Origin of the sequence: Saccharopolyspora sp. NPDC050389 (assembly GCF_040655595.1) — a bacterium.
In the GTDB taxonomy this organism is placed as follows: Bacteria; Actinomycetota; Actinomycetes; order Mycobacteriales; family Pseudonocardiaceae; genus Saccharopolyspora.
In genome coordinates, this window is record NZ_JBFAKG010000035.1 from 60993 (window position 1) to 73855 (window position 12863).

The 12863-nt window shown below is 70.4% G+C and carries 11 protein-coding genes and 1 pseudogene; 9 read left to right on the forward strand and 3 right to left on the reverse strand.

Annotated elements, in window-relative coordinates; translation table 11 throughout:
- Window positions 1-86: 86 nt before the first annotated feature.
- Together AB0I53_RS23270 and AB0I53_RS23275 are read left to right on the forward strand one after the other, a co-directional pair.
- Window positions 87-983: pseudogene (locus tag AB0I53_RS23270) on the forward strand (NAD(P)-binding domain-containing protein); the annotation flags it as partial.
- Window positions 976-1875: an NAD(P)-binding domain-containing protein gene (locus tag AB0I53_RS23275; RefSeq protein WP_358606511.1), complete on the forward strand. Its 900-nt coding sequence runs from the start codon at window positions 976-978 to the stop codon at window positions 1873-1875. The pseudogene AB0I53_RS23270 and the gene AB0I53_RS23275, both read left to right, overlap by 8 nt.
- A gap of 128 nt (window positions 1876-2003) precedes the next feature.
- Here the strand turns inward: AB0I53_RS23275 and AB0I53_RS23280 are convergent, their stop codons facing one another.
- On the reverse strand, window positions 2004-2402 hold the full coding sequence (locus tag AB0I53_RS23280; RefSeq protein WP_358606514.1) for a nuclear transport factor 2 family protein: 399 nt from the start codon (window positions 2400-2402) through the stop codon (window positions 2004-2006).
- Between the two features lie 118 nt (window positions 2403-2520).
- The gene (gene pcrA / locus AB0I53_RS23285; protein ID WP_358606517.1) at window positions 2521-4998 is read right to left on the reverse strand and encodes a DNA helicase PcrA; all 2478 of its coding nucleotides are present in this window, start codon (window positions 4996-4998) and stop codon (window positions 2521-2523) included.
- Between the two features lie 277 nt (window positions 4999-5275).
- Between pcrA and AB0I53_RS23290 the strand changes: the two genes are divergently transcribed.
- The gene (locus AB0I53_RS23290) at window positions 5276-6019 is read left to right on the forward strand and encodes a VTT domain-containing protein (RefSeq protein ID WP_358606520.1); all 744 of its coding nucleotides are present in this window, start codon (window positions 5276-5278) and stop codon (window positions 6017-6019) included.
- Between the two features lie 297 nt (window positions 6020-6316).
- Window positions 6317-6622 (forward strand): chorismate mutase, encoded by a 306-nt coding sequence (locus AB0I53_RS23295; protein WP_358606523.1) that lies wholly within the window; start codon window positions 6317-6319, stop codon window positions 6620-6622.
- Window positions 6623-6728: 106 nt separating this feature from the next.
- On the opposite strand, the gene AB0I53_RS23300 is transcribed toward AB0I53_RS23295, so the two are convergent.
- The gene (locus AB0I53_RS23300) at window positions 6729-7529 is read right to left on the reverse strand and encodes a 3-hydroxybutyrate dehydrogenase (protein ID WP_358606526.1); all 801 of its coding nucleotides are present in this window, start codon (window positions 7527-7529) and stop codon (window positions 6729-6731) included.
- 231 nt (window positions 7530-7760) lie between these two features.
- On the opposite strand from AB0I53_RS23300, the gene AB0I53_RS23305 reads away from it, so the two are divergent.
- From AB0I53_RS23305 to AB0I53_RS23325, 5 genes are all read left to right on the forward strand, one after another.
- Window positions 7761-8078, forward strand: a complete 318-nt coding sequence (locus AB0I53_RS23305; protein ID WP_358606528.1) for a hypothetical protein — start codon at window positions 7761-7763, stop codon at window positions 8076-8078.
- A gap of 183 nt (window positions 8079-8261) precedes the next feature.
- Window positions 8262-8990: a PIG-L deacetylase family protein gene (locus AB0I53_RS23310; RefSeq protein WP_358606531.1), complete on the forward strand. Its 729-nt coding sequence runs from the start codon at window positions 8262-8264 to the stop codon at window positions 8988-8990.
- 34 nt (window positions 8991-9024) lie between these two features.
- Window positions 9025-9966 carry a hypothetical protein gene (locus AB0I53_RS23315; protein ID WP_358606534.1) on the forward strand — a complete coding sequence of 314 codons (942 nt, stop codon included), beginning with the start codon at window positions 9025-9027 and terminating at the stop codon, window positions 9964-9966.
- 84 nt (window positions 9967-10050) lie between these two features.
- Window positions 10051-10848 carry a hypothetical protein gene (locus AB0I53_RS23320; RefSeq protein ID WP_358606537.1) on the forward strand — a complete coding sequence of 266 codons (798 nt, stop codon included), beginning with the start codon at window positions 10051-10053 and terminating at the stop codon, window positions 10846-10848.
- 466 nt (window positions 10849-11314) lie between these two features.
- Window positions 11315-12724, forward strand: a complete 1410-nt coding sequence (locus tag AB0I53_RS23325; RefSeq protein WP_358606540.1) for a serine/threonine-protein kinase — start codon at window positions 11315-11317, stop codon at window positions 12722-12724.
- The last annotated feature ends 139 nt before the right edge of the window (window positions 12725-12863 follow it).

Consider the following 12863-nt stretch of genomic DNA (forward strand, 5'->3'; position numbering starts at 1 on the left):
GCGGCCACTAATACTCATATAGAACGTTACGTAACGTTCTATATGAGGATCGGCTCGCGAGCCACCGCAACGATCAGAACGGAAACCTCCGCATGACCGGCAAAGACGAACAATCCGCCGTATCCGTCATCGGCCTGGGGCAGTTGGGCACCCGGCTGGCACAGGCATTCCACGTCGCAGGACATCCGACGACGGTCTGGAATCGCACGCCCGCCAAGGCCGACGACCTGGTCGCGGCGGGTGCGATGCGTGCTCCGTCGGTGCGCGCGGCCATCAAGGCGAGCCCGCTGGTAGTGGTCTGCCTGCCGGACTACGACACCGTGCGAGAGCTGCTCGAACCGGTCTCCGAGCAGCTGCGCGGCCGAGCGCTGGTGAACCTGACCTCCGGCACGCCGGAGGACGCGGTGCGGATGGCCGATCAGGTCTCCGGCTTCGGCGCCGAGTACCTGGACGGCGCGGCGATGAGCGGCACCAGGCTGGTCGGGCAACCGCATGCCCTGTTCGTCTTCAGCGGCGCCGGTGAGGCATTCGCGGCGCAGGCGGAAGTGCTTGGGGCACTGGGGAATTCCGTCTACCTCGGTACCGACCCCGCGCTCGCCCCGGTGTACGACACCGCCCTGTTCGGACTGGCGTGGGGCGCCTTGGCGGGCTTCTACCACGCCGTCGCGCTGGTCGGCGCTTCCGGCGTCGACCCGGCGACCTTCGCGCCGGTCGCGACCGGGCACATGCCGTTCGTAACCTCGCTGATGACAGATCACGCCCGCCACATCGCCGCCGGTACCTATCCCGACGACGACGGCACCGTGGCCGTGCACGCCGCCGCCATCGACCACCTGATCCACACCAGCGCGGCGCAGGGCATTCGCACCGACGTGCCGGAACTCGCCAAAACGCTGCTGGCGCTGGCGGATCGGGCAGGCCACGGCAGCGACGGCATCGCCAGCGTCGCCGAGGCCCTCCGGAAGGCGACCCAGCATGGCTGAACCGAGCGTCACGATCCTCGGCCTCGGACTGATGGGCACCGCGATCGCCGACGCGTACCTGGCCGCCGGGTACCGCGTCGTCGTGTGGAATCGGTCCGCCGCGAAGGCCGACGACCTCGTCACCCGCGGCGCTGTTCGTGCCAGCACCATGACCGACGCCATCACGTCCGGGCCGCTGGTGATCGCGCCACTGCTGGATTGCGCTGCCACGCAAGCGGTTCTGGAACAGGCAGGCACCGACCTTTCCGGACGCCTGCTGGTCAACCTCGCCAACGGCACCCCGGAACAGGCCCGGCAGCTGGCCGCCTCGGCCGCCGCGCACGGCGCCGACTATCTCGACGGGGCCATGATGGCGCTACCGCAGACGGTCGCCACCCCGGCCGCGTTCTTCCTCTACAGCGGTTCCCGCAACGGATTCACCACCCACCGCGCGGCGCTGGAGGTGATGGCGTCAGCCCACTACTTCGGACCCGATCCCGCCGCCGCAGAAGTCCACGACCTGGCCGTGCTCGGTACCGGATACGCGGCCCTCACCGGATTCCTGCACGCCGCCGCGCTCCTCACCGCCTCGGCCGGCGCCACCCCAACGGAATTCGCGCCCCTGGCATCCCAGTGGTTGCGCGGAATGGCCGACTTCCTCCCCGAATTGGCGCGGGAGGCCGAATCGCGCAGGTACGCCGAAGGCGTGTCCACCATCGACCTCAACAGGGCGAGCGTGGACGCACTGATCCGGATCAGCACCGGCGCGGGAGTCGACGATTCCCTCCACGGACCGCTGCAGACGTTGCTGACTCGGCGATCGGCCGCCGGGCACGGCTCGGACAGTTTCTCGAGCATCTTCGAGCTCCTGCGACCACAGCACGATTCCACGACGAACTCGGGCCGCCCATAACCTGATCCCTGGGCGCACCTGGCCATTTGCGCGGTTCTCGAACCGGGCACTGGACGCGCGGCCCTGCCCGTTTTCACCCCGGTTCGGACGCTGATCGCCAGCGGCCGGCTGCCGCTGGCCGAGGAGGTTCAGGAAGCGCCGAAAGCGCGGGCCAGGGCCAGGCTGTCCTCGAAAGTGACGTAGCGGGTGATCTTCCCGCCTTCCACCGTGAAGTGGAAGGCGAAGGGCGACACGAACGGCTTGCCGGTCGCCCTGACGATCTGCCGCATCCGGCCGAGGACGACCGCGTCCGCCCCGTCCACGAGGATGCGCTCCACCGCGAACTCCTCCGGCTGGAGATGCGTGTGAAGCGACGCGAAGAACTCCGCCGCTTCCGCCCGCGTGGTTCGCCGCCCGGTCCAGGGCACGTCGTCCGCACCGTAGATGTCCCACTCGATGCGGTCGGCGAAGAGCTCGGCCAACGAGCCGATCTCGCCGTTGCCCAGTCGACGGTAGAACTCGTCCACGACTGCCCGGGTTTCACTCACTGCATGCCTCGCAAGGTTGTGCTGCTGCTACCGCAGGACCAAACCTCGGTCGGCCGCCGGTTATTCCACCGCGACCCGAATAACGTCCACTTAGGACGTCGAACCGCTCGCCGCCGGCTCAGAGCTTGCTGATCGGCACGCTGCCGATCAGCATCAGGCGAACCGTGCCTGCGGTGCCGAAGTCGATCGTCGCGGTGGCCCGCGGCCCCTCTCCTTCGGTGGACAGCACCGTGCCCAGGCCGTACTTGTCGTGGGTGACCCGGTCGCCGGCCGCCAGCTTGATGGCGACCGTGTCCTTCCAGCCCTTCATGCCGGTGCTGCGCATGCCGCGCTCCGCCAGCCCCGCCTGCGCCGAATCCGACCCGGTGCGGTCGAAACCGCCGCGGCTGCCCCAGGTGCTGCGCACCTGCGGGGCGGCTCGCTCCGGTTCGATCCGGCGCCAGTGCATCAGCTCGTCCGGGATCTCGGTGAGGAACCGGGAGGCCGGGTTCGTCATCGGCTGCCCCCACGCCGAGCGCATGAGCGCCCGCGACAGGTACAGCCGCTGCCGGGCACGGGTGATGCCCACGTACGCCAGCCGCCGCTCCTCCGCCAGCTCGGCCGGGTCGCCGAGCGCCCGCGAATGCGGGAACACGCCGTCCTCCCAGCCGGAGCAGAACACCACCGGGAACTCCAGGCCCTTCGCGGTGTGCAGGGTCATCAGGGTGACGACCCCGTCCCCGGACTCCGGCAGCGAGTCCGCGTCCGCCACCAGCGAGACGCGCTCCAGGAACGCCGACAGCGAGTCGTCCGCGGGCAGCCCCAGCGCCGTCTCCTCGGCGTCCTCCGCCGCCGGCACCGCCTCCGAGACCACCGCCTCGGCCGACGGATCGACCTCGGCCTCGCCGACCGGCGCTCCGGCCAGGGTCTCGGTGAACTCCCGCGCGACCGTCACGAGCTCGGTCAGGTTCTCCACCCGCGTGGCGTCCTGCGGATCGTCGCTGGCTTCCAGCTCGGCGCGGTAGCCGGTGCTCTCCAGCACCTTCTCGAGGATCTCGGCGACATCGGACTCAGCCGCGACCGCCTCGAGCTCGTCGAGAAGTGCCACGAAACCCGCGATGGCGTTGCGCGCCCGCGTGTTGAGCAGCGGAACCTGCCCGGCCGCCGCCTTCCGCAGCGCAGCGGCGAACGAGATCCGCTCCTGCTCGGCGTGCACGGCGACCACGGCCTCCGCCCGGTCACCGATGCCGCGCTTGGGCACATTGAGGATGCGGCGCAGGCTGACCGTGTCGTCCGGGTTGTCCAGCACCCGCAGGTAAGCCAGCGCGTCCCGCACCTCGCGGCGCTCGTAGAAGCGGACGCCGCCGACCACCCGGTACGGCAGGCCCAGCCGGATGAACACCTCCTCGAACACCCGGGACTGGTTGTTCGTCCGGTAGAACACCGCGATGTCGTTGAACGTCGCGTCGCCCTGGTCCACCAGCCGGTCGATCTCGCCGGCGACGAACGCGCCCTCGTCGTGCTCGTTGTCCGCGACGTAGCCGACGATCTGCTCGCCGTCCCCGGCATCGCTCCACAACCGCTTGTCGCGCCGGTTCGGGTTGCGCCGGATCACCGAGTTGGCCGCGGACAGGATCGTCTGCGTGGAGCGGTAGTTCTGCTCCAGCAAGATCGTCCTGGCCTGCGGGTAGTCGCGCTCGAACTCCTCGATGTTGCGGATCGTCGCGCCCCGGAAGGCGTAGATCGACTGGTCCGCGTCACCGACCACGCACAGCTCCGCCGGCTCGACGCCGCCGTCGGTCGCACCGGTGCCGACCAGCTCGCGCACCAGCACGTACTGCGCGTGGTTGGTGTCCTGGTACTCGTCGACCATCACGTGCCGGAAGCGCCGCCGGTAGTACTCGGCGACCGCCGGGTGGTCCTGCAGCAGCTCCACCGTGCGCATGATCAGGTCGTCGAAGTCCATCGCGTTGGACTCGACCAGCCGACGCTGATAGCCCGCGTAGACCTGGGCGACCTTGCGCTCCATGTCGTTGCCCGCCTGCTCGGCGGCGGCCTCCGGGGTCAGCAGCTCGTTCTTCAGGTTCGAGATGTGCACCGCGAGCGTGCGCGCCGGGTAGCGCTTGGAGTCCAGGTCCTGCTCCCGGGCGATCATGGTGATCAGCCGCCGGGAGTCGTCCGCGTCGTAGATCGAGAAGTTCGACGACAGGCCCAGCGTCTTGGCCTCGCGGCGCAGCACCCGGACGCACATCGAGTGGAACGTCGACACCCACATCGCGTTGGCCCGTCGCCCCACCAGGTCGACGACGCGTTCCTTCATCTCGGCCGCGGCCTTGTTGGTGAAGGTGATCGCCATGATCTGGCCCGGGTGCACGCCGCCGGCGAGCAGGTACGCGATCCGGTTGGTCAGCACCCGCGTCTTGCCCGACCCGGCACCTGCCACCACCAGCAAGGGCGAGCCGGTGTGCACCACGGCGTCGCGCTGCTGCGGGTTCAGGCCGGTGAGCAGGGCGTCCGGGTCCGGGCCGGACCGCGAGGCGCGCCCGGATTCGTCCGACTGCAGCGATCCGTGCTGCGGAAGATCGCTCTGCCACTGGAGGTCGAGTGGGGTGCTCATCGTTGCTCCACGTTACCGGCGTGCCCGGACAAAACCCGAATCCCGGTGCCCGAACCGGACGCTCGGATCGGCTCGCCGGACGGTTCGGACACCGACGCCCGAGTCCCGGCGCCCGAATCCCCAGCCCACCGACGGCGTGCCCGGCGCGGCTCCGGAGCAATCCCCGGCCGCGAAAGTCAGGGACCGATCCGGGACTTACCCGGATCCCCCGCGCGCGGCCGGCCTGGACGGTGAATTCCGACCGCCGAAACCGCCACGGAAACGGAACGTGCCGCCCATGGAGTTGATCAGCCAGATCGATGCCGCGATCCGGGAGTTCATCGCGTGGGCCGCGACGCTGAACCCGTGGCTGTGCGTGCTGCTGGCCCTGGTCCTGCTGTCATTGGAAACCTCCCTCTTCATCGGTTTGCTGATCCCCGGCGAGGCGACGCTGCTGCTCACCGTCGCCGTCCTCGGCGTCCGGTGGGCACCCGCGCTGTTCGCCGCGGCGGTGCTGGGCAATGTCATCGGGCAGAGCGGGGGCTACTGGCTGGGCCGCCTGATCGGCCCCGGGCTCCGCAACACGTGGGCCGGGCGCAAGATCGGCGCGCGCCGCTGGCAGGCCGCCGAGGCGGTCGTGCACGACACCGGTGGGCGCGCGCTGATCACGACGCGCTTCGTCGCCGTGGTGCACGCCGTGGTCCCGGCGGTGGTCGGCACGTTGCGGCTGCCGTACCGCCGGTTTCTGGGACTCTCGGCGGTCGCCGGCGCGCTGTGGTCGGCGGTGCAGACCACCGTCGCGGTGGCGCTCGGCGAGGCCGCCCGGGCGATCGGCTACGGCTGGACGGTGCTCGCGCTGACCTGTGCCGGTGGCGTTGCGGCGGGCATCGTCGTGATCCGCAGCGCGCGTCGGCAGTCCGCGCGGCGGGCGGCGGAGCGAGCCGACCCGGATACCGCTCGGAGTGCTGGCCCAAGTGCTGGTCGAAGTGCTGGTCGGGGCGCTGGTCGGGATGCTGGTTCGCAGCGGATTCGGTCGTCATGACTCCAAGATCCACGCTGGCCCCGGCGTAATGCCACCGAATAACTCGAACTGGTGATCGATGAAATCCATGGTCCACTCGTTGGGATGATGAGCTCACCTCATGGCCAGGCCGATGCGGGCTGTGGCAGACTGGGCGCGTGCGAACGCAGACTTACGAGTTTTTCTACGGGCCCGGGACTCCGGCGCCCGTAGTTGCGTGAGCTCAAAAACCACTACGACGCCCCGGGGTCCTCGGACTCGGGGCGTTCGCGCGTTCCGGGAGCCGGGGACGGGGCCGAATCCGGAGGAAAACGCCCGATGAACGCCACTGTGGACGGTGACCAGCCGAAGTCCGAGCCCGCCTCGGCCAAGCAGGCCGCCGCGGAGGCCATCAGCAACTTCCGCGAGGAGATCGACTACCTGGACGCCGAGATCCTGCGCCTGATCAAGCGCCGCGCCGAGGTCTCCCAACAGGTCGGCCAGGCCCGCATGGCGGCCGGTGGGCCGCGCATCGTCTACAACCGCGAGATGGACGTGCTCGCGCGCTACCGGGAACTCGGCCCGGAGGGCCGCGAGCTCGCGATGATCCTGCTGCGCCTGGGCCGCGGCCGCCTCGGCCACTGAGCGACCGTTCCCAGTCCCGTTCCCCAGTCCCGTTCTCGGTGGCGACGCCGACGGCGAACGCGCTGGTGGGCACCCCAGGGCCGCCCACCAGCGCGACGGGAAGAGCTCAGTGCGAGGTCCAGCCGCCATCGATCGGGAACGACGCCCCGGTGATCGAAGTGGTGCCCGGGCCGCACAACCACACCGCGAGCTCGGCGACCTCGGTCGGCTCCACCAGGCGCTTGATCGGCGTGCGGGCCAGCAGCACGTCTTCGAGGACCTGGTCCTCCGGCACCCGGAGGAGTTCCGCCTGGTCGGCGATCTGCCGCTCCACCAGCGGAGTGCGCGCGAAGCCCGGGCAGACGCAGTTGGAAGTCACCCCGTGCGCAGCCCCTTCCAGCGCGGTCGCCTTGGACAGCCCTTCGATCGCGTGCTTCGCGGTCACGTAGGCGCTCTTGAACGGCGACGCGCGCAGCCCGTGCACGGAAGAGATGTTGACGATCCGTCCCCAGCCGCGGTCGTACATGCCCGGCAGCGCGGCGCGCACGATCCGGAACGGCGCCTCCACCATCACCCGCAGCATCGCGCTGAAGGTGTCGGCCGGGAACCGGTGGATCGGCGCGACGTGCTGGAAGCCGGCGTTGTTGACCACGATGTCCACCCGGTCGCCGAGCGCCGCGGCGGCATCGAGGTCGGCGAGGTCGACGATCCTGGCCTCGGCGTCGATCTCGGCCGCGATCGCCTCGACCTCGGCCGCCCGGTCCACGGCGATGACCTCTGCGCCGGCCGCCGCCAACCGGCGGGCCACCGCCGCGCCGATCCCGCTCGCCGCACCCGTGACGAGTGCTCGTTTGTCCCCCAGATCCAGGCCGCTGGCGCTGGATCGCGCAGAGCTCGCACCAACCGACCCGGCCAACCGATCGCTCATAGCCTGAGAACCTAAGGCGTGAGTCCGGTCTCAATCCAGGGCCAACCCACAACCTTTTCCACCGGCCGCCGCGGCAGTGCGGCTGACCGGGCGTTTTTCGCGGTAGTGCATTCGGCGGAACTTCCGGCGGCGCCCCGGCGCTCCCGGGATTCCGCCCGCCGGCGGCCCGCGCGAGGCATATCCGGGATATCACCCATACCGGGCACGGCGGAAACAAGGCAGACTGTGGTCATGGGTGTTCTTGCTCTTGTGGCCTTTCTCGTGACGCTGGCCGGGGTGCTCGTCGCCGCCGGACACGCGGGCTACCTCGCGATGCTGACATCGGCCGCGAAGAAGCGCGCCGGCGGCCAGCCCGCCGTGGACTTCGCCCGGAAGCGGTTCCCGATCGCCGGTGTCGGCCTGGGCGTGACCCTGCTGGCCCTGCTGATCAGCTCCGGCGACTCGGCCGGCGCGGACATCTTCGCGATGCTCCTCGGCGGTGGCGGCGGCATCGCCTCGCTCAAGGCGTTGCAGTCGACGCAGAGCAAGTTCCGCAACGGGCAGTTCTGATCGACGTTCGCCGCTATGGCCGGAGCCGCTCGCCGAGCGCGATCAGCACGCTACGCAGCCATCTGCCGGATCAACATTAGGCCTTTCGGTTCGTTTCGAGGCGCCGAAAGGCCTCTTTGATTACCTTTCGTGTTTGCGCGACCCCGCACCGGAGTCATCGCGGCCTCCCCTTAGGCTGTGACCATGACCACTTCGCCGGAAACGTCCTCCGCAGCCCGGCGTGCCCTAGTGGTCACCGCGCATCCCGACGACGTCGACTTCGGGTCGGCGGGCACCGTCGCGTCCTGGGTCGCCGCGGGCGTGCAGGTCACCTACTGCGTGTGCACCGCCGGTGACGCCGGCGGATTCGACGACACGCCGCGCGAGGACATGCCGCGCATCCGGCAGGACGAGCAGCGCGCCGCCGCGGCCGCCGTCGGCGTCTCCGACGTGCACTTCCTCGGTTACCGGGACGGGCAGGTCGTCGCGAACCTGCAGCTGCGGCGGGACATCACCAAGGTGATCCGCGAGGTCCGCCCGCACCGGGTCATCAGCCACTCCCCGGAGATCAACTGGGCGCACCTCCCGACCTCGCACCCGGACCACCGGGCCGTCGGCGAGGCCACCCTGGCCGCGATCTACCCGGACGCGCGCAACGGTTTCGCCCACCCCGAGCTGCTGCGGGAAGGGCTGCAACCGTGGACGGTGCGCGAGCTGTGGATGTCGGAGTCACCCGAAGAGCGGATCAACCACGCGGTCGACATCACCGATCACTTCGACGCGAAGCTCGCGGCGCTGGCCGCGCACCGGTCGCAGACCGCGCACCTCGACGACCTCCAGGGCATGATCCGGCGGCATCTGGCACGAACGGCCGAGCGGCACGGCATGACCGGTCGACTCGCCGAGGCATTCCACGTTGTCGACACGTCGTGAACTCCCCGCGAGTCGAAGAAAGTCGAGATCTCCGATGCACAGCGGCAGAACCCTCGGCTGGAGCGGCCAGCTCGACTGGCCGCCGACGCCGGAACCGTCCGCGCACGGTCGGCACCGCCTGGCCGGATCCCCGGTGTCGTGGACTCCGGCGGGCCGCCCGCACCGGGCGGCGGCGCATGCGCGCGGCGCGCGGCTGATGACCGATCCGCTGGTCGACACCATGCCGGTGGGCGGGCTGCACAAATTCGACCTGGGCATGGTCCCGGCGTCGGTCACCCCGCCGCGGACCTGGCGGCAGGCGGCCTGGTTCGCGATCGCCTCGTCGGCCGCCGCGCTGGGCGGGCTGATGTTCGCCACCACGCTGCTGGCCGACGGGTCGACGACGATCGAGGGCTTGGAGCTGCCGAGCATGCCGCGCGGCGAGTACCCGCCGGTGCTGCCGACCGATCCGTACTACCTGACCGGCGACCCGACCCGGCCGGAGGCGGTGCGGGCGACGGGCTCGGTGCAGCCACCGCAGCCACTCCAGCCGTTGCAGCCGGTGACCACGCCGGCAGGCATCCCGAGCCCGATCGGCAGCGCCGCCCCGGGCGCGCCCGGCCTGCCGACCTCCAGCATCACTCCGAGCTCGCCCAGCCCGACGCGGACGTCCGAGGTTCCGAAGCTGCTGTTCGCCGACACCGAGCCGGTCAAGCGGCGCGGCCAGGAGTACTACGCCGCGATCGGCCGCGGCGACCTGCGAAGCGCCTACGCGTTGACCACCGGGTCGCTGCGGGCCGAGGGCTACGAGGCGTTCGCCGCCAGGTATTCGGGCGCCGAGTCGGTCGAGGTCGTCGAGAGCTACGCGACCCCGACCAGCACGCTGCACACCGTCCGGCTGACCATGGCGGACGGCACGGTGCAGACCCAGCGCCGGGAGCTGCGGTACACGATGGAGGACGAGCCGCTGATCACCTCCGACGAGCGGATCGCCTGATCACTGCTCGTGATCCGCTGCTCCGTTCGAGTCCTCGCTCGCACCCCTTCCGGTGAACTCGGCGGTAAGCCTTTCGCGATCCGGGTGTCGGCGCGGTACGAGTTCTACGGCGAACTCATGAGGGCGGGCGAGCAAGTGCAGCAACATCCTTCGACCAGCAGGCGTCGCGGCGGGGCGGGCGCGGTCACCGTGGCCGAGTTGATCAAGCGAGAACCGCTGTCGCCGGCGCACGAGCGGATCGCCGACGAGCTGCTGAAGGCTCCCGACCCGTCGGCCGACGCGCCGCCGCTGCGCAGCTGGATCGTCTTCGGCGTGCTGGGCGCCCTGCTGATGCTCGTGGCCGCCGTGGTCAGCGCGAAGCTCATCTCGCAACCCGCCGCCGCGCCGCGTCCGGCCTCCTCCGCCGCCCCGATCACCGGCGTGCTGGCGCTGCGCCCGGATCTGGTGCGGGAGGCCGGCTGGCCGTTCGACGCCAACGGCGGCTTCGCCGCGGCGGCCGGTTCGGGCGGCACCGACGAGGCGCCGGAGGCCGCGGAGCAGAGCACCGCCAACCCCTCGGCCGGCAGCCACGAATCGGCGCTCAACCTGGTCAACGAGTTCTACCGCCGCCTCGACCACGATCCGAACTCGGCTGTCTCGCTGGTGGCCCCGGAGCTGCTCACCGGGCAGCAGGCGGAGCTGGTCGGCGCCTGGCAGGAGGTCGAATCGATGCAGCTGCAGGTTCGGACCTTCTCGGCCGGGGTGGTGCTGGCGGAGGTCAAGACCCGCTATCCGGACGGGCACCGGGTGGTGCTGCGCCAGCTGCTCACCGTCGAATCGGACGCCTACCCGCGGATCGTCGGGGCCGAGCTGCTCGGCGCCCGGCACATCGCGCCCCGGTGAGCCGTGACCGGCCGCTCACAACAATGCGGCAACGACCCGAACCCCCGGAAACGCCCGCCGCCGTACCCGGATGAACCGGACAGCACCGATATCGTTGCCCTGCGCAACCGGTACGCCGCCCGCTCCGGCCACTGCCCGCGGCCCGGCAGAGCCGACACCACCAGCGAAAACGACTGTGAGGAGAATCCGGTTGGCCGACCTCGCGGGAGCGCCGGCGTACCGTCGAATCCGGTTGCACGGATCTTTTCCACTTCGGGCCTATGCCGACACGGCGTCGGCTAGGCTCCCATATCGCGGTTCGGTTCGATTCATTCGGCGAACCCAGCCGCGTGGAGAACGTGTACATGTCGGAGGACCGGAGCCGGTCCGCCAAATCCGCCGATGTTCGGTGGGTCCGTACCCGGGATCATTGTCCCAGGGTTTCGCGGTGCCTGCTGAGCATCGATAGCAGTACGGGGAGACGTCGGTGAGCGACGAAGGTCGCCTGGTCGCCGGACGCTACCGGGTGCAGCGACGCATCGGCAGTGGCGCGATGGGCGTGGTGTGGGAGTGTGTCGACGAACGCCTGCACCGCACGGTCGCGGTCAAGCAGTTGTTGCTGCAGCCCGGTTTGGATCCGGGTGAGGCCGAGGAAGCGCGGCAGCGGGCAATGCGGGAGGGCCGGATCGCGGCCCGACTCCAGCACCCGAACGCCATCTCGGTCTACGACGTGGCCGAGGACGAGGGTCAGCCTGTCCTGGTCATGGAGTACCTGCCGTCCGTCAGCCTGGCCGGGATGATGTCTGATCACGGGCCGCTGCCGCCTCGCGAGGTGGCGCGGATCGGCGCGCAGGTCGCGTCGGCGCTGGGTGCGGCGCACGCCGCCGGTGTCGTGCACCGCGACATCAAGCCCGGCAACATCCTGCTCGGCGACAACGGCCAGGTGAAGATCACCGACTTCGGGATCTCGCGGGCGCAGGGCGACGTGCAGGTCACCAAGACCGGGATGCTCGCCGGCACGCCCGCCTACCTCTCGCCCGACGTGGCGATGGGCCAGGAGCCGACGCCGGCATCCGACGTGTTCTCGCTCGGCGCCACGCTGTACGCGGCGATCGAGGGCCACCCGCCGTTCGGGCTCAACGAGAACACCCTCGCGCTGCTGCACGCGGTGGCCGCCGGGAAGATCGAACCGCCCCGGCAGGCCGGCCCGATGGCGCAGCCGCTGATGGCGATGATGGCCGCCCGCGTCGAGGACCGGCCGGACATGGCGCAGGTCCGGGACATGCTCCAAGAGGTCTCCGACGGCGGATCGGTGACGTCGATCCCGACCATGGCGGCGCCGATCCCGCCCGCGCTGGCGCCGGAATCCAGCCAGCCCGACCTGGCCCCGACCAGCGTCGTCGGCTCGCAGGGCACCACCGTCGCGGCGTACTACGAAGACGAGCCGTACTCCGAGCAGGCCTACGAGGACGCCACCTCGTACATGGGTTCCGACACCCGCGGCGATGCGGCGATCTACGAGAAGCCGCGCAAGAGCAAGCGGCCCGTGGTGATCTCGGGCATCGCGCTGGTGGCCGTCGCGGTGATCGCGGTCCTGGTGACCTCGGCGCTGATGAACAGCCAGCAGACGCCGGAGAACACCGGGAACCCGACGACTTCGGAGATGAACCCGCTTCCGCCGCCGCCGGTGGAGGAGACCACCTCCGAGCAGGAGCCGACCAACACGAAGACCAACACGCCGTCGACGAAGACCAACGCGCCGACGACGTCGAAGCCGACGACCGAGACGCAGCCGACGACTCAGACGTCGAAGCCGAAGCCGCCGACGACGAAGACGACTCCGCCCTCGGACACCCAGGAGCCGACGACCGAGCCGACCGGCGGCGCCGAGGAATAGCGAAATCCGGTCGCGTACCCGCGCTGGCCGGGGTGTTCACCGCGAGGTGGGCGCCCCGGCCACGTGCATGTCCGGGCCCGGGCGTGCCCAGGGTGCGGCCGGGTAGGAGACACCCAGTAACGTTGCACACCGTCGAGTG